The organism is Streptomyces sp. NPDC002520 (genome assembly GCF_053595235.1).
Genome location: NZ_JBSFXG010000029.1, coordinates 74,340 through 90,085, shown reverse-complemented (window position 1 = coordinate 90,085; position 15,746 = coordinate 74,340). Strand labels below are relative to the sequence as shown.

Annotated in this window: 15 protein-coding genes and 2 pseudogenes; 10 read left to right on the top strand and 7 right to left on the bottom strand. The window is 70.9% G+C overall.

Translation table 11 applies throughout. The annotated features are described in order from the left end of the window. The first annotated feature begins 9 nt into the window (after positions 1-9). The 7 genes from ACWD5D_RS32075 (at position 10) to ACWD5D_RS32045 (ending at position 6,196) form a co-directional block, all read left to right on the top strand. Positions 10-1,077: an ABC transporter permease gene (locus ACWD5D_RS32075; protein WP_451376298.1), complete on the top strand. Its 1,068-nt coding sequence runs from the start codon at positions 10-12 to the stop codon at positions 1,075-1,077. Further along, positions 1,074-2,150, top strand: coding sequence for an ABC transporter permease (locus tag ACWD5D_RS32070; RefSeq protein WP_451376282.1), 1,077 nt, complete (start codon positions 1,074-1,076; stop codon positions 2,148-2,150). Before ACWD5D_RS32075 ends, ACWD5D_RS32070 begins: the two co-directional genes overlap by 4 nt. After that, the gene (locus ACWD5D_RS32065; RefSeq protein ID WP_451376281.1) at positions 2,147-3,691 is read left to right on the top strand and encodes a sugar ABC transporter ATP-binding protein; all 1,545 of its coding nucleotides are present in this window, start codon (positions 2,147-2,149) and stop codon (positions 3,689-3,691) included. The genes ACWD5D_RS32070 and ACWD5D_RS32065 overlap by 4 nt, the downstream gene beginning before the upstream one ends. After that, positions 3,688-4,011, top strand: a complete 324-nt coding sequence (locus ACWD5D_RS32060; protein WP_451376280.1) for an L-rhamnose mutarotase — start codon at positions 3,688-3,690, stop codon at positions 4,009-4,011. The genes ACWD5D_RS32065 and ACWD5D_RS32060 overlap by 4 nt, the downstream gene beginning before the upstream one ends. Before the next feature lie 57 nt (positions 4,012-4,068). Further along, positions 4,069-4,929, top strand: a complete 861-nt coding sequence (locus ACWD5D_RS32055; RefSeq protein ID WP_451376279.1) for an amidohydrolase family protein — start codon at positions 4,069-4,071, stop codon at positions 4,927-4,929. A gap of 110 nt (positions 4,930-5,039) precedes the next feature. Beyond that, a complete protein-coding gene (locus ACWD5D_RS32050) occupies positions 5,040-5,759 on the top strand; it encodes a GntR family transcriptional regulator (RefSeq protein WP_451376278.1) in 720 nt (239 codons plus the stop codon). A 155-nt stretch (positions 5,760-5,914) separates the two neighbouring features. Then, positions 5,915-6,196, top strand: a complete 282-nt coding sequence (locus ACWD5D_RS32045; RefSeq protein WP_451376277.1) for a hypothetical protein — start codon at positions 5,915-5,917, stop codon at positions 6,194-6,196. A 99-nt stretch (positions 6,197-6,295) separates the two neighbouring features. Here ACWD5D_RS32045 and ACWD5D_RS32040 read toward each other — a convergent pair whose 3' ends face one another. Then, positions 6,296-6,889: a PadR family transcriptional regulator gene (locus tag ACWD5D_RS32040; RefSeq protein ID WP_451376276.1), complete on the bottom strand. Its 594-nt coding sequence runs from the start codon at positions 6,887-6,889 to the stop codon at positions 6,296-6,298. A 95-nt stretch (positions 6,890-6,984) separates the two neighbouring features. Here ACWD5D_RS32040 and ACWD5D_RS32035 point away from each other — a divergent pair, with 95 nt between their 5' ends. Then, a complete protein-coding gene (locus ACWD5D_RS32035; protein ID WP_451376275.1) occupies positions 6,985-7,377 on the top strand; it encodes a nuclear transport factor 2 family protein in 393 nt (130 codons plus the stop codon). Between the two features lie 110 nt (positions 7,378-7,487). Here ACWD5D_RS32035 and ACWD5D_RS32030 read toward each other — a convergent pair whose 3' ends face one another. After that, positions 7,488-7,901: a hypothetical protein gene (locus tag ACWD5D_RS32030; RefSeq protein ID WP_451376274.1), complete on the bottom strand. Its 414-nt coding sequence runs from the start codon at positions 7,899-7,901 to the stop codon at positions 7,488-7,490. A 21-nt stretch (positions 7,902-7,922) separates the two neighbouring features. Then, positions 7,923-8,048: pseudogene (locus ACWD5D_RS32025) on the bottom strand (TetR family transcriptional regulator); the annotation flags it as partial. 53 nt (positions 8,049-8,101) lie between these two features. Between ACWD5D_RS32025 and ACWD5D_RS32020 the strand changes: the two are divergent. After that, positions 8,102-8,329 (top strand): annotated as a pseudogene (locus ACWD5D_RS32020) (helix-turn-helix domain-containing protein); the annotation flags it as partial. A 131-nt stretch (positions 8,330-8,460) separates the two neighbouring features. On the opposite strand, the gene ACWD5D_RS32015 reads toward ACWD5D_RS32020, so the two are convergent. From ACWD5D_RS32015 to ACWD5D_RS32000, 4 genes are all read right to left on the bottom strand, one after another. Continuing rightward, entirely contained in the window at positions 8,461-10,227 is a 1,767-nt protein-coding gene (locus tag ACWD5D_RS32015) for an MOSC domain-containing protein (protein ID WP_451376273.1), read from the bottom strand. Positions 10,228-10,328: 101 nt separating this feature from the next. Further along, on the bottom strand, positions 10,329-11,402 hold the full coding sequence (locus ACWD5D_RS32010) for a fatty acid desaturase family protein (protein WP_451376272.1): 1,074 nt from the start codon (positions 11,400-11,402) through the stop codon (positions 10,329-10,331). Between the two features lie 240 nt (positions 11,403-11,642). Further along, a complete protein-coding gene (locus tag ACWD5D_RS32005; protein WP_451376271.1) occupies positions 11,643-12,530 on the bottom strand; it encodes a TetR family transcriptional regulator C-terminal domain-containing protein in 888 nt (295 codons plus the stop codon). Between the two features lie 14 nt (positions 12,531-12,544). Continuing rightward, on the bottom strand, positions 12,545-13,915 hold the full coding sequence (locus tag ACWD5D_RS32000; RefSeq protein WP_451376270.1) for a flavin monoamine oxidase family protein: 1,371 nt from the start codon (positions 13,913-13,915) through the stop codon (positions 12,545-12,547). Between the two features lie 340 nt (positions 13,916-14,255). Between ACWD5D_RS32000 and ACWD5D_RS31995 the strand changes: the two genes are divergently transcribed. After that, a complete protein-coding gene (locus tag ACWD5D_RS31995; protein WP_451376269.1) occupies positions 14,256-15,743 on the top strand; it encodes an APC family permease in 1,488 nt (495 codons plus the stop codon). Positions 15,744-15,746 lie beyond the last annotated feature (3 nt).

Here is a 15,746-nt window from a genome sequence, read left to right as displayed (position 1 = left end):
GCGCCCGTCATGACACCGGAGAACGAGAGCCGGGCCGACGGGGCGGACGCCGCGCGACAGCCCGCGCGGCGGCTGCCGTTCTGGGTGAACCAGCGTCTCGGACTCCTGGTGCTCACCCTTGCCCTCGCGGCGCTGTTCGGCGTCCTGCGGCCGGCGTTCCTCGACCAGCGGCTCGTGCTGTTCCCCCTGCTGCGGGACATCTCGACGCTGACCGTGGTGGCGCTCGCCCAGATGGTGGTCCTCTCCGTGGGGCACATGAACCTCGCCGTCGGCCGGATGGCCGCCTTCGGCGCCCTGTCCGCGGGCTTCGGGTACGACCGGCTTCATCTGCCGCTCCCACTCGGCCTGCTGCTCTGCCTGTTCGCCGGCGCCGTCATCGGCGCACTGACCGGCTGGATCATCGCCCGTACCGGCGTGAGCTCCTTCGTGGTCACCCTGGCCATGGACTTCGCCCTGCTGGGGCTGGTCTCCCTGCTCTACTCGGCGCTGACCGACAACGCGGCCTTCACCACGCAGCCCGGCGGGTTCGGCGACCTGCGCTCCAGCTCGCTCGCCGACATCTGCGTCGGTCCCGTCTGCGGATCCCCGGCCGTCCCGCAGCTGGCGCAGTTCACGGTCCTGGCGCTGGGCGGCCTCGGTCTCCTGTACACCCGCACCCGCGTGGGCCGCGAGCTGCTGCTGACCGGGGCCAACCCGGCGGCGGCGGAGCTGTCGGGCATCCCCACCGGCCGCCGCGTGATGCTCGCGCACAGCCTCTCCGGACTGCTCGCCGCGCTCGCCGGGTTCATGGCCGCCGCCGGCACCGGTACGTTCAGCGCCGCCATCGGCGACGACTTCATGCTGCCCTCGTTCCTCGGCGCGGTTCTCGGCGGCACGCTCCTCACCGGTGGCGTCGTCTCCGTACTCGGCGCACTGCTGGGCACCTCCCTGGTCGGTGTCATCCGCAAGGGCCTGGATCTGCTCGGTGTCGGCCTGGAGAGCCTGAACATCTACCTCGGCTGCGTCCTTCTGCTGGCCCTGTCGGCCGACCGGGTGCGCACCGTCGTGTCCTATCGCAAGGTGGTGCGCTCGACATGATCACGACCGACGGTCGCGGAGCCCGTACCGGCGAGGTCCTGCGCCGCCTGACCCGCTCCACGACCATGACGCTGCTGTGCGTGACGCTGACCGGATATCTCGCCCTGGGAGCGGCCTCGTCGGGGGCGTTCTTCCAGGGGCCGTCCGTACGGACCTTCCTGCAGTACCTGGCGACGCCCATCCTCATCGGGCTCGCCCAGATGGCCGCTCTGTGCGTCGGGCAGCTCAATCTCGCGGTCGGCGCTCTGGGCGGCTGCACGGCCTGTCTGATGGGTGTCCTCATGGCCGACGACGGATTCCCGGCACCGGTCGCCGTCGCGGCCGGCGTCCTCGCGGCGACACTGGTCGGCCTGGTGACCGGCGTGTTCATCGTGGCGACGCGGATCAACGGCTTCATCGTCACGCTCGCGACGATGACCATCCTGCTGGGAGCCCAGTACCGGCTCGTCGGCACCCGCACCGTCGACGGCTACTCACCGGCCCTCAAGGACCTCGGCCGGGCGGCCCCGCTGAACCTTCCGCTGGTGTTCCTCACCGCGCTCGCCGCCGCGGCCCTGCTGGCCGCGTTCATGTACCGCGCGACCGCCGGCCGGCGACTCCTCGCGGCGGGCGGCAACCCGCTGGCGGCGAGACTGTCGGGCATCTCCACCGACCGGCAGATCGTGCTCGCCCACACCCTGTCCGGTCTCCTGGTCGGCATCGCCGCGGTGACCGCGACGGCCTCGCTGCCCGGTGTCAACAGCAGTGTCGGCGGGGACTGGCTGCTGCCGAGCTTCGCCGCTCCGATCATCGGAGGCGTGGCGCTGAACGGCGGCTCCGTCGCGGTGTTCGGCACGGTGCTGGCGGCGTTCGTCATGCGGCTCATCGACGCCGCGCGCGCCCAGTTCTCGCTCGACCCGAGCTGGGTGAACTTCCTGATCGGCCTGGTCGTGCTCGGCACGGTGGTCGGCGGTCACGTCCACCAGACGCGTCTGGCGAAGAAGGGCACGGCACAAGGGCGTACCCCGTCGGCACCAGTCGGCCGGGGACCGACGGCCGACGCCGCCCTGCCGAACGCGGGAGGAGCGCGATGAGCGACGTCCTTCTCGAATGCCGGGAGATCGTCAAGGTCTTCCCCGGGGTACGGGCCCTGGACGGCGTCGGCCTGCGCCTGACGGGCGGATCCGCGCACGCGCTGCTGGGCGAGAACGGTGCGGGGAAGTCCACCCTCATCAAGGTCCTGACCGGCGTCCACACGCCCGACAGCGGCCGCCTCACCTGGCGTGGCGAGGAGGTCCACCTGCGCTCGCCGCTGGAGGCCACCCGGGCCGGCATCGGCGTCGTCCACCAGGAGCGCAACCTCATACCCGGTTTCTCGGTGGCGGAGAACATCACGCTGCAGAGCCCTCCCTCGCGCCGAGGGATCGTCGACCGGGAGGCCATGAACGCGCCCGCCCTGAGCTGCCTCGCGGAGCTCGGTCTGGACCTCGATCCGCGCCAGGAGGTCCGTGAACTGTCCGTGGCGCAGCAGCAGTTGGTGGAGATCGCCAAGGCGCTCCACACCAAGAGCGAGGTGCTGCTTCTCGACGAGCCGACCGCCTCGTTGTCCCCGCAGGAGGCCGAGCGCCTCTTCGACGTCGTCCGGCGGCTGACGGCCCGTGGCCGTTGCGTCGTCTTCGTGAGCCACAAGCTGGAGGAGGTCTTCGCGATCTGCGACACCGTCACCGTGCTGCGGGACGGCAGGTCGGTGCTGGAGTCCGCACCGCTCGCCGGCCACACGCACGACGACGTCGTCAACCTGATGGTGGGCCGTGCGCACACGGCGGCCGAGATGCGGCCGCGCACCCCGGACCGGACGGCCACCCCGGTTCTCGCGCTCGACGGGATCTCCACCGCCGACGGCCACCGGGACATCTCCCTTCAGGTACGGCCCGGTGAGATCGTCGGTCTCTACGGTCTTGTCGGCGCCGGACGCAGCGAGCTGGTCAAGGCCGTTCTGGGCCTCGGCCGGGTCATCGGTGGCGAGATCAGGGTGCACGGCAGGCCGGCCCGGATCGCTTCCCCCCGCCAGGCGCTGCACGAGCTCGGCATCGGCTACCTGCCCGAGAACCGCAAGGAAGAGGGCCTCTTCCTGGAACAGCCCATCCTCAGGAACATCACGGTCACCGTGTGGAAGGAGCTGGCCAATGCCCTCGGGTTCGTCCCCGCCGCCGAAGAGCGGACCGTGGCGCAGGATCTGGTCGACCGCCTCGGCATCCGTGTGTCGGGGCTCGACCAGAACGCCGGTGAACTGTCCGGAGGCAATCAGCAGAAGCTGAGTCTGGCGAAATGGCTCGCGGCGGACACCCGGCTGCTGATCGTCGACGAGCCGACCGTGGGTGTCGATGTGCGCACCAAGCACGGCTTCCACGAACTCCTCTGGGAGCTGGCCCGCGGCGGTCTGCCGATCCTGCTGATCAGCAGCGACCTCACCGAGATGATCACGCTGGCGGACCGCGTCCTCGTCATGGCCGACCACCGGATCCGCGGCGAGGTCGACAACGACCGTGACTACGAGCGGATGAGCGGCCGGATCATCCGCATCATCCACGACCGCGCGCTCTCGGCAGTGACCGGGGAGAAGGACGCGGAATGAAGCGCGTGGCACAGGTGATCAGGGTCCGTCCCGAGCAGCTGGAGAGGTACCGCGAGTTGCACCGTGAGGTTCCCCAGCCGGTGCTGGACACACTGCGGGACTGTCACATCAGGAACTACTCGATCCACCTGCTCGGCGACCTGCTGTTCGGCTACTTCGAGTACCACGGTGACGATCTGGCCGCGGACACGGCCCGCATGGCCGCCGACGAGGCGACGCAGGCCTGGTGGCGGCTCACCGCACCCTGCCAGCAGCCGGTGGAGGAGGCGGCACCGGGAGAGTGGTGGGCCTCGACGGAGCAGGTGTTCCTCATGCCGTGAGACCACAAGGACGCATGGTGAGACCGGAGAAGACCGGAGAAGAAAGGAGTGAACCGCATGAGCGACACGCCGCTCATCGATGCCCACCACCATGTGTGGGACCTGGCCGTGCGGGACCAGGAATGGATCACCGGTCCCGAACTCGCGCCGTTGCGCCGGACCTTCTCGCTGTCGGACCTGCGTCCGCCGGCCGAGCGCGCCGGAGTCGGCGCGACCGTGATGGTGCAGACCGTGACGGTCCCGGAGGAGACCCCCGAGATGCTGGCGCAGGCGGCCGCTGACCCGCTGGTCGCCGGGGTGGTCGGATGGACCGACCTGACAGCTCCCGATGTGGCGGACACGCTGGCCCGGCTGCGCGAACTGCCGGGTGGCGGACGGCTGGTGGGCATCCGGCACCAGGTGCAGTCGGAACCCGACCCGCAGTGGCTGGTGCGGGACGACGTCCTGCGGGGTCTTTCCGCCGTGGCTGACGCCGGCCTGGCCTACGACCTCGTCATCCTCCCGCACCAACTGCCCGCGGCCACCGCCGCGGCCCGTCGTCTGCCGGGCCTCAGGTTTGTCCTGGACCACATCGGCAAACCCGGTATCGCGGCGGGTGCGCTCGAACCATGGGCTTCAGAACTGCGGGACCTGGCGGCCGAACCCAACACCTTCTGCAAGCTGTCCGGCCTCGTCACGGAGGCCGACTGGCAGGGTTGGACAGTCGACGACCTGCGGCCGTTCGCCGAGACGGTGCTCGGTTCCTTCGGACCGGACCGGGTCATGTACGGCTCCGACTGGCCCGTGTGCACACTGGCCGCCGACTACGCGGAGGTGCTCGACGCGGCCCGTGCCCTGACGGCCGGGCTCAGCGTGGCGGAGCGGGGTGGTGTTTTCGGCGGCACGGCCGCGAACGCCTACCGGCTTCGCGTGCCCTGACGCCGCCGGCACCTGCCCCGAGCGCGACCGAGGAGGCGCCGGGCAACGCCCTCACCTCGGTAAACTGCTCTCGCCCCGACAACCCCGCAGCACCAGGAGCAGGAGAACGGATGCCGCCGCATGACAGTTCCTCTGCCAAAGTCCCGGAGTCCGAAGGAAGAAGCCACCCCGCCGGCCCTGGCCGCCAGGTCCTTTCGGACAGTGTCTACGAGCAGATCAAGGCCATGGTCATGGACCATGAGATCGCTCCTGGTGCACGCGTGGGGATCGAGGCACTGTCGCGCGCCCTCGGTGTCTCACCCACGCCGGTCCGTGAGGCGCTCGCGAGGCTCGAGTCGGACGGACTCGTGGTGAAGAGGTCGCTCTCCGGGTACCGGGCGACGGAGTTGCTGACCCGCGAGGGCCTCCAGGAGCTCTTCGAAATGCGGCTCCTCCTGGAGCCGAGAGCGGCGGCGCTCGCCGCCGTCAACGCCACCGACGGACAACTTGACGCCATCGAGCGGCTTGTGGAGGAGATGCAGACCCATCCCGGGCCGACGGGGCGGTACGCGGACTACCGCGACTTCGCCGCTCTCGACCAGCGCTTCCACGACGCGATCGCGGTGGCCTCGCAACGTCCGCTGCTGGCCGACGCGGTGGAGCGGCTCCACTCCCACCTGCATGTCTTTCGCCTCAGAAGTGTCAGGAACGCCGACGATCCGACACTGGCGGAACACGAACGTGTCGTACGCGCGATCCTGCGCCGCAAGCCCGACCGTGCCGCGGAAGCCATGGCGGAGCACCTCACACGCAGCCTTCAGCGCCAGCTCAGCCAGGAGCCGAAACCCTGATCAACGGAGAGCTGGCCGGCCTGCTCACCGGCGCCGCCGGGTCCGAACGGATCCTGCTGGGGCTGGAGGACGCGGGCGCCTTCGTCGTCTCCCTCGACCGCGGCCGCACCTGGTTCCGCCACCACCGCCTGTTCCGCGACCTGCTCCGGCTGGAGTTGCGCCGATCGGCACCCGAGGACGTCCCGGAGCTGCACCGGCTCGCCGCACGCTGGCTGGCCGACCGCGCCCAGACCGCCGACGCCATCCAGCACCTGCAGTCCGCCGGCGACTGGGCCGACGCCGTCGGCCTCCTGTCCGAACACGTCCTCAGCCTCACCCTCGACGGTCAGGCCGGGACCGTGGGCGCGCTGCTGCGCGCCGTCCCCGCCGGGGTCGGCGACCGGGAACTGGCGCCGGTGCACGCGATGGCCCGGGCCGCACCTGAAGGCCGCACCTGAAGGCCGCACCTGAAGGCCGCACCTGAAGGCCGCACCGTCACCGAGGCGGCCGACGGGACGCCGACCGCGCCACGCGCCGTGCGCCGCGGCGCCCGGGAATCAGCTCCCGGACGTGGCGCGGCGCCGCCCGTCGGCCGCCCGCGCACGTCGCTCCAGGGTGCGGAGCGCGAGCTCGCACCACCGGATGTTCTCCCGTTCGAAGGCCATGCCGCGCAGCAGTGTCAGATACGGGCCGATCCGTTCGGCCTCCGCGCAGTACTCGTCCTCCGTGCGCCCCTCCAGAAGGCGCTCCCGGAGCCGCTCGTACCGCGCGAGTTTGGCCGCGGCCCACTGTGAGCGCTCGGTGATCGCCGCTCGTACGGCCGCGATGTCGCCCACGTCCGCGCACTGCACCTTGACCATGAGCTCGTCCCGGATCGCCGTCGGCCGGCCCGGCGGTTCGGCGACGTAGGCACGTACGGCCTCCATCCCGGCTTCGGTGAGGGAGAAGAGCCGCTTGTTCGGCCGGCGCTCCTGCTCGACGACCCGGGCGGCGATGAGTCCTTCGCCCTCCATGCGTTCGAGCTCCCGGTACAGCTGTTGCGGGGTGGCCATCCAGAAGTTCGCGACGGAGGCGTCGAACCCCTTGGCGAGGTCGTAGCCGGAGGCCTCTCCTTCGAGGAGTGCGGCCATCACCGCGTTGCGCAATGCCATGCGGGCAAGTTAGCACGTCGTTGATTAGTCGCGGAGTTGAGTAGTAACCTCAGTCTCCGACGCACCTATTCAAATAATTTACTAGAGGTGATCCCGTGCACCCCTTCCGCAAGGCCGTCGAGACCGGGGACCACGCCGCGCTGGAGGCGCTGCTCGCCGAGGACGTCGTGTTCACCAGCCCGGTCGCCTTCAAGCCGTACCCGGGCAAGGCGATCACCGCCGCGATCCTGCGCGGGGTGTCCCGCGTCTTCGAGGACTTCACGTACGTCCGTGAGATCGCGAACCCGGACGGCCGTGACCACGCCTTCGTCTTCACCGCCACCGTCGACGGCAAGCAGCTCCAGGGCTGCGACTTCCTCCACTTCGACGAGGAGGGGAGGATCGACGACTTCCTGGTCATGGTCCGTCCGCTCTCCGCCGCGACGGCACTCGCCGAGGCCATGGGAGCTCAGTTCGACCGGATCGCCCGCGAGGCGGCCGGGGAGTGACCGACGTCGAACTCGACACCTGAGTACGACCGGGGCGCTGCCCGTACAGGTGGCCGGGCTGTCGTCGGCGCACGCTCGATCTCGGCACGAGCATCGCGGCGGTGACGGCCCTACCCGTCGCCCGCGGGCTTCAGTCGGAGGGCGTTCTCCCAGATCCTGTTCAGCGTCGTCACGAGCCGCTCGAAGGGGATGCGCTGGCCGAGCACGAACACGTTGTAGGCCATGCGGCTCACCATGCCGGACAGGGCGTGGGCCGTCACCAGTGGATCGAGGCCGGGGTCGGCCTCGCCGCCGTCCTGGAGGGCCCTGATCATCTTGGCGTTGCGGCGCGCGAAGGCGTTGCCGCGCTCGATCCGCAACGCGCGGAAGTCGTCGTCGACGTGGGCGACCTGTTCGAACAGGGCCATCAGGCACGCGTTCTTCTTGTACGAGCGCAGATAGTCGCGGTTGGCCGCGTCGATGAGCTGCCGGGTGTCGGTGATGCCGGTGCGCTCGCGCAGATGCGGGTGGAGAATCTCCTGCACGATCTCCACGAGCGCGCGGAAGACGTCCTCCTTGTCGTTGAAGTAGGTGCAGAAGGAGCCGGACGCGACATGGGCGGCCGCGGTGATGTCGGTGATCCGGGCGTCCAGGTAGCCGTCGCGCTCGAAGACCTCGCGCGCGGCGGCGATCAGGGCGTTGCGCGTACGCTCGCCCCGCGGGCTGCGCGGGGCGAGCGGCTGCCGTCCTGCGCTCCCGTGGGTGGCTGACCGACGGCCCGGACCTGGCCTTCACCGAGGCGGGCGAGGAACGCCGAGCGGCCGTCGAACGCGTCACGGACCGCCTCGCCGCGACGCCGTACCTGGCTCTGGGCACCGACGGGTGCGCCGAACTGCGTGAGCTGGTACGCCCATGGAGCAAGGCGCTCGCGGCGGAGCTGATGCCGTGGGCGGTGGGGCGCCTCGTCCGATGACGAGGTCCGCGAACCACCGGCGGATCCACCGTCGAACGACGCGCGGTCGGTGGAGCCCGATGTGCGGCTCGAAGGCGTCCGGACGGCCGCTGTCCCGCGGTGCCGAGCCGCTCGACTCTCCCGCTCATGGCTTACAGGTCGAGGACGACATCGGCGGTCGGCTCGCTGCAGCAGACGAGTACGGCGCCGGGCTCGGGAAGTTCGAGAGGCGCGGTGGTGTAGTCGACGTCGCCCGAGACCAGGTGGGTGACGCAGGTGTGACACACCCCGGTGCGGCAGGACCAGCGGGTGGGGATGTCGCAGGCTTCGGCCAGCTCGAGGAGAGACAGGTGTGTCGGCGACCATCGGGTGGTGATGCCGCTGCGGGCGAAGGTGATGAGGGGGCCGGTGCCCGGTGGGCCGGGTGGCTGGTGCGGCCGGACGGCGGCGGTCGGTGCCACGCCGGGATTGATGGCGGGCAGAGCGCTGAACTGTTCCGTGTGGATCCGCTCGGGGCGCAGCCCCTGGTCGCGCAGGTAACCGCTCAGGTCTTCCATGAAGGCGGGCGGTCCGCAGAGGTAGGCGTCGGCATCGCGGGGAACGCCCAGCGCCGCGAGCGACGAGGCGGTCGGGCGGCCCTGGCTGACGTGGCGCTCGTCGGGGCGTGGGGCGTCGGCCTCGGCGGTGTAGTAGATGTGCTCGTGGGCGTCGGGGAGTCGGGCCAGCAGCGCGTGGGCCTCGCCCGCGAAGGCGTGGTCTGCGCGGTCGTGGGCGACGTGGATCCACCAGACGGGGCGTGGGTCCTGCACGGCGGCCAGTCGGTGGAGCATCGCGAGCACGGGGGTGGCGCCGATCCCCGCGGAGAGGAGGACGACCGGGCGGGTGCCTTCGCCGAGTACGAACGTTCCGCGAGGGCTGGCGATGTCCACGAGGTCGCCGGGGTGGAGCGTGTCGTGGAGGTAGCCGCTGACCTTCCCATGGGCCTCGTGTTTGACGCTGATGCGGTAGGTGTCGGCCGTGGGCACGCGGGAGAGGGAATAGCTGCGCACCGCGGGGCCGGTGTCGTCGACGGTGAGACGGAGGGAGAGGTACTGGCCCGCACGGGCCTCGGGCAGGGGCGTGCCGTCGGTGGTGTCGAGGTAGACCGACGAGACGGTGGCTGTCTCGGGGACGATGCGGGCGACGCGCATGGTCCTGAAGCCCGGCCATCCCGGTGCTTCTCCCGGCTGCCGGGTGCCGGCGAGTTCGTCCGGCCACCCCGGCTCCTGTCCGGGGGTCCGGGCGGCGGCGAGTTTGCGGAAGGACTGCTGCCATCCCGGGCTGAGTGCGGGGATGGCGAGCGCTCTGAGCAGTTGCGCGGGGTCGCGGTCGGGGAGGTAGAGCAACGCGTCGGTGTCGGCGACGCTGAGCTCTTCGGGCCCCTTGCGGATCAGGGTGATCTCGTCGCCGGCCTGGACGCGTCCCTCGGCGAGGACGCGCAGGTAGAAGCCGGGGCGGTGGTGGGCGACCATGAGGGAGGCCATGCTCGGTTCGCCCAGACGCATGCCGACGCGGTAGCAGGTGACGCGCGGCTGGGTGACTTCGAATTCGGCCTCGCCGATGCGGTACCGGTCGCCGATGCACACGTCGTCGTCCGGCAGTCCGTCGACGGTGAGGTTCTCCCCGAAGATCCCGAAGGTCAGATCGTCGCGGCCCAGGTGCTTCTGCCAGTACTGGTAGGACTCCAGTTGGTAGACGAGGACCGCGCGGATGTCGCCGCCGTGCCCGGCCAGGTCTCCTTGCCCGTCGCCGTCGATGTTCAGCCGTCGCACCATCCGGGGGCCGTGCACAGGGGACTTCCAGGCTCCGGTGCGGACGGTCCTGCCCTGCCAGGAGACATCCCTGGGCATCCCCACGTTGACGGACAGCAGCGTCGCCATTGCGGACCTCCTGCGGATGGCCGACCTGGGGCGCTCATGGCGCCGTGCGTGGTGCGCCCCGAAAAAGCCTAGGTCGTGTGCCGGTGTCATGTCGTACGCGTTCACGCCCTGCGCTGCCGCCTGATCGGCTCTCCCACGCGGTGCATGTGCGTCAGTGCCTCGCGGTAGGACTGGATCAGGCCGGTCTCGTGATAAGGCACCCCGATCTCGGCGCAGTACCGCCGCACGATCACCTGGGCCCGACGCAGATGGACCGTTGGCATGCTCGGGAACAGGTGGTGCTCGATCTGGTAGTTGAGCCCGCCCAGCATCACGTCGGTGAACCAGCCGCCGCGCACGTTGCGGGACGTCAGCACCTGGCGTCGCAGGAAGTCGAGCTGCTGATCACCGGTGAGCGTCGGCATGCCCTTGTGGTTGGGAGCGAAGGTGCAGCCCAGGTAGACGCCGAACAGGCACTGGTTCACGGCGAGGAAGGCCACCGCCTTGCCCGGGGAGAGCACCAGGAACAGGGCGCAGAGAAATGCGGCGCTGTGCAGCAGGAGCAGAGCGCCCTCCAGCAGCCGGTTCTTCATGAACGGTGAGCGCAGCGCCCGCACACTCGAGACGTGCAGGTTGAAGCCTTCCAGCGTCAGCAGGGGGAAGAACAGCAGTGCCTGGTGGCCGCCGAGGAGGCGGGCGAGGCCCCGGCTGGCACGGGCTTGTTCGGTGGACCACACCAGGATGTCCGGGGCGACGTCGGGGTCGAGTTCCTCATGGTTGGGGTTGGCGTGGTGGCGGGTGTGCTTGTTCATCCACCAGCCGTAGCTCATGCCGATGGCGAGGTTGCCGAACAGCCGTCCGCCGATCTCGCTGTGCCGGCGCCGCCGGAAGACCTGCCGGTGGGCGAGGTCGTGCGCGACCAGGGCTATCTGCCCGAACACCACCGCCAGAAAGGCGGCGACCACCAGTTGCCACCAGGTGTCGCCGAGAGCGAAGAAGGCCCCCCAGCCGGCGGCGAACAAACCGATCACGAGACCGAGCCGCCCCGTGTAGTAGCCGGGGCGCCGCTTCAGCAGGCCGGCCTCGGTCATGCGCTGGGACAGCCTGGCGAAGTCGCTGCCGGCACCGGGGCGCGACGTGGCCGCATCGACGGCGGAGCGGCGGGGTGCGACGGAGGCGTCGGGAGAGATCGTCATGCCGAGAATTCTGGAGACGGCCGGACGTCCGAAGTAGCCTGCCAGCCACCGTATGCACACGGGGCCTCGCCCCCGTCGACCGCCGGGGGTTTTCCCCCGGGGCACGTCCGTGACCGGGCGACGGGGAACCGGAACGGGCCGACCGGGGAGCCCGGGGGTCCCGGGGGTCCCGGGGGTCCCGGGGACCGGATCGGCTCACCGTCCGAGCCGGGCGGGCGACGAGGGGTCGGCGACGCTTCGTCAGCGGAGCCCGATGTGCGGCTCGAAGGCGTCCAGGAGCAGGTCCCGCATGCGGGCGGTCGACATGTCGCCCGTGCCGGACAGCACCTGGATCGCCAGGCCGTCCACCATGCCGGTGAAGCGGCCGGTCAGCGCCTCGGCGTCGGCGCCCGCGGCCAGCCCCTCCCGCTGGCAGGCACGCACCAGGTCGAGCACGATCTGCCGCCACCGGGCGTAGACGGCGCTCTGACCGGGCCGAAGAGTCGGGTCGAGGATGGCCTCGTTCCACGACTGCACCCACACCGACCACTCCTCGACGTCCTCCGCGTCGGTCGGCAGCTGCACCTCGATCAGCCGGCGCAGCTTCTCGACCGTGCTGCCGGCCGTGCGGAACTCGGCCTCCAGGCGGGTGTGGAAGCGCTCGGCGTAGTACAGCAGCGCGGCGCGCAGCGCGTCGTCCTTCGTCGGGAAGTGGTAGTGCACGGTGCCGGTACTGGTGCCGCACGCGTGGGCGATGTCGGAGACACGCACCTTGTGGAAGCCGCGCCGGGCGATCAGCCGGGCGGTCGCCTCCAGGATCTGCGCGCGGCGGACCTCGGGGTCGAGCATGTCGGCGCGCCGGCGCGGGTGTTCCCCGGTGGCCGTGGTGCGCGGGGCGGGCGGCCGCCCCTCACCTGTCCGCAGGTAGCGCTGCGACACCTTGCCGACCTGCGCGATCGCGGCGACCTCGTGATCCTTCAGCCGTCGGCTGCCACGCAGTGCCTTGGACAGCGCGGTGGGATCCATGCCGATGCGGTCGGCGAACTCGCGCTGGCTGATCGGGGCCGACAGTACGACCAGCCGCGCGCGGTCCGCCAGGGTCGCGGCCTCGGTCCCGGCATCCCCCGCCGGGCCTGGGGTCGAGGTCATGCTGCGTGGTCCGTTCAGTCTTCCGCCTGGAGGGAGCCGATGACGTCGTCGGCGGCGCGGTAGCCCGACGATATCGCGCCGTCGATGTACCCGTTCCACGCCGTGGCCGTCTCCGAGCCGGCCCAGTGCAGGTTCCCGGTGGGTTCCCGCCAGCCGCGCCGGCCGTACCCGGTCCAGCCGCCGGGAGTCACGTACGCCTCGTACCCGCCTCGGGCGAAGTCGTCCCGGGACCAGATCTTCTCGGTGTAGTCGAGGGGGTGGGCCGCCCCGTCTCCCACCACCTGGCCGAAACTCGCCAGGACCGCGTCGCGGCGTTGTCCTGGGGCGAGTTCGGCCCACCGGGTGAGCCGGTCCCCGTACACGAATCCGACGAGGACGCCGGGTGTGCCGCGGCCGGGGGAGTTGTCGAACACGACGCCGACCGGTCCGTCGTCGTAGAGCGTGGCGATGCCGGACAGCCCGGACGCGCGCCAGAAGGGGGCGTCGTAGACGGCGTGGACCTTGGCGACGCGGCCCATCGGGCTGTGCGACAGCCAGCCGTCCCGGCTGTCCGGGAGGCCGGGGGTGAAGCGGACGGCGCGGACGGCGTGCGGCGGCAGGGCCACGATCGCCCTGCGGGCCTCGAACACGGTCGAGGCCGTGTGCACGCGGACGGTGCCGGCGCCGTGCTCGATAGCGGTCACCGGTTCGCCCAGGCGCAGGCGCTCGCCGAGGAGGTCCGCGACGGCCCGGGCGGGACCGCCGGCCCCGCCGGAGAACCGGCTGTCCTGCGCGCAGTCCTTGGTCTCCATCAGCTGTTCGTAGCCCCCGGCGGCGGCGATGTAGAACAGGACGTGGAACAGCGAGATCTCGTACGGCTCCGCGCACCACAGCCCCTGGACGGCGAGCGCGAGCCGGCGCCGTGCGTCGGGGTCGGCGGTCTGTGCCCGGAAGAAGGAGTCCGCCGTCTGGGCGTCGAACTCCGCGAAGCGCGGCGTCCGCCAGGGTTCGGCGGTGTCCACGGACTGGGCGAGGTCGTCCAGGACGCCGGTGACGCGGGTGTACTCGGCGATGCCGGGCCCGTCGTCGGGCGCCGCCCCGAGGTAGGGGACCTTGGTGCCGTCGTGCCACACCTCGACGTGCTTGCCCGTCTCCCACGTGGGAAACGTCGCGCAGCCGAAGCGCTCGGCGAGCGCGAGCAGCCGGGTCTGTGCCGGGCCCACCCACTGCCCGCCGTGATCCAGTGTCAGCCCGCCGGGCCGGGTCTCGGTGAGCACGCGTCCGCCCACCCGGTCGGCGGCCTCGACGACCGCGCAGTCGATGCCGGCGTCGTGGAGTCGCAGCGCCGCGGCGAGTCCCGCGTAGCCGGCTCCCACGACGACGACTTCGGATTCGATCAGGGCCATTCCGCTCTCTTCCCACATGGCGGCAGAGCATGGCGCAAGACTGACGCATTGGTCAATCCTTGCGATTCATATCGTCGGCGGCATTGACACGCCTGAGGTGTTCAGCATGATTGACCCGGGAATCAACGTTGCGATTCCGATGCGCCCCGGCGCGCTCCCGCATGCGGGTCCGCACGCCGATGACCGCCCTTCACGGGCCCCACTGTCGCGAAAGGCACGGCGTCGGCCGGCGGCCTTTCATCGCTTCGAGACCCTTGATAGGGGGTCGATGTTGGCAACCACCGCACCAACCACATCGGACCGGTCGGACACCAAGAGCCTGCGGACCGGCGCACTGGGCATGACCACCAGTCTGATCCTCTCCGTGGCGTCGGCCGCGCCCGCCTACAGCCTCGCCGCGACGCTGGCGTTCATCGTGGCCTATGTCGGCTTCCAGGCACCGGTGATCGTCCTGCTGGCCTTCGTCCCGATCCTCTTCGTCTCCTTCGGCTATGCCGCCCTCAACCGCCGGGAGCCCGACTGCGGAACCATCTTCACCTGGGCCGGCAGCGTCCTCGGACCGCGCGTCGGCTTCATGGGGGGCTGGGCCATCATCGCCTCGTTCGTGCTGGTGATGGCGAGCCTGGCCCAGGTCGCGGGGCAGTACGTGTTCCTCCTCTTCGGCGCGGACGGCATCGGCTCCGACCCCGCCAGCCCCTGGGTCCTGCTCGTGGGACTGGGCTGGATGGCGCTCATGACCGCCGTCTGCTATCGCGGCATCGAGGTGGCCGCGGCCGTCCAACGCGCTCTGCTCTTCCTGGAGTTCGGCATGCTCGCGGTGTTCTCGGTGGTCGCGCTGGTGCGCGTCTACACCGGACACGCCGGCGAGGGCGCGCGGCATCCGAGCCTGTCCTGGATGAACCCGTTCGAGATCTCCTCGCCCGGCGCGTTCGTCAACGGCCTGGTCCTGATGCTGTTCATCTACTGGGGCTGGGAGACGGCCATCACCGTCAACGAGGAGACCGCCGACCGCCACCGGACCCCCGGCCGGGCCGCCGTCGGCTCCACGATCGTGCTCCTGGCGCTCTACCTGGTCGCCACCGTGGCGACCCTGGCCTTCGCCGGCATCGGCACCACCGGCATCGGACTCGGCAACCCCGACAACTCCGGCGACGTCTTCTCCGCGCTCGGCAAGGCCGTCTTCGGCACCAGCGCCCTCGGAACCGGCCTGTGGCATCTGCTCGTGCTCATGGTGCTGTCCTCCGCCGCGGCGTCCACCGAGACCACCGTGCTCACCCTGGGGCGCACCATGCTCGCGATGGGCCGGCAGGGCGCCCTGCCGAAGGTCTTCGCCAGGATCCATCCGCGCTACTCGATCCCTCAGGTCGGGACCATCGCCACCGGGCTCGCCGGAGCGGTCGCCTACGTCGTCATGAACTTCCTCGGGCACGGGCAGATCATCGGCGACGCCGTGTCGTCGTGCGGCTTGATGATCGCCTTCTACTACGGCCTCACCGGCCTCACGTCGGCCTGGGCGTACCGCGGCCAGTGGCGGCGGAGCGCCGGTGACCTGTGGCTGCGCGTCGCGCTGCCCGCCGTGGGAGGCCTGGTGCTGATCGCCGCCGGCCTGTGGAGCCTCGTCAACGACTGGGATCCGGCCAGCAGCACCACCTCCTGGACGCTTCCGTTCGCGCCGCACTGGCACATCGGAGGGGTCTTCCTCATCGGGGCGGGCGCGCTCGGCGTGGGCGTTCTGCTGATGCTGGGCCTCGCGCGCGTGGCTCCGCGGTACTTCCGGGGCGGGCCCGGCCCCGTCGATCCGGGCGCCCGCCGCCCGGTCGGCGACTGATTC

Bases quoted from the DNA above. Each gene is read 5' to 3' on its own strand.
- ACWD5D_RS32070 (WP_451376282.1), top strand. From the start codon at position 1,074: ATGATCACGACCGACGGTCGCGGAGCCCGTACCGGCGAGGTCCTGCGC.
- ACWD5D_RS32000 (WP_451376270.1), bottom strand. From the start codon at position 13,915: ATGGCCCTGATCGAATCCGAAGTCGTCGTCGTGGGAGCCGGCTACGCG.
- ACWD5D_RS32060 (WP_451376280.1), top strand. From the start codon at position 3,688: ATGAAGCGCGTGGCACAGGTGATCAGGGTCCGTCCCGAGCAGCTGGAG.
- ACWD5D_RS32055 (WP_451376279.1), top strand. From the start codon at position 4,069: ATGAGCGACACGCCGCTCATCGATGCCCACCACCATGTGTGGGACCTG.
- ACWD5D_RS32005 (WP_451376271.1), bottom strand. From the start codon at position 12,530: ATGACCTCGACCCCAGGCCCGGCGGGGGATGCCGGGACCGAGGCCGCG.
- ACWD5D_RS32040 (WP_451376276.1), bottom strand. From the start codon at position 6,889: ATGGCATTGCGCAACGCGGTGATGGCCGCACTCCTCGAAGGAGAGGCC.
- ACWD5D_RS32075 (WP_451376298.1), top strand. From the start codon at position 10: ATGACACCGGAGAACGAGAGCCGGGCCGACGGGGCGGACGCCGCGCGA.
- ACWD5D_RS31995 (WP_451376269.1), top strand. From the start codon at position 14,256: ATGACCACCAGTCTGATCCTCTCCGTGGCGTCGGCCGCGCCCGCCTAC.
- ACWD5D_RS32010 (WP_451376272.1), bottom strand. From the start codon at position 11,402: ATGACGATCTCTCCCGACGCCTCCGTCGCACCCCGCCGCTCCGCCGTC.
- ACWD5D_RS32065 (WP_451376281.1), top strand. From the start codon at position 2,147: ATGAGCGACGTCCTTCTCGAATGCCGGGAGATCGTCAAGGTCTTCCCC.
- ACWD5D_RS32015 (WP_451376273.1), bottom strand. From the start codon at position 10,227: ATGGCGACGCTGCTGTCCGTCAACGTGGGGATGCCCAGGGATGTCTCC.
- ACWD5D_RS32050 (WP_451376278.1), top strand. From the start codon at position 5,040: ATGCCGCCGCATGACAGTTCCTCTGCCAAAGTCCCGGAGTCCGAAGGA.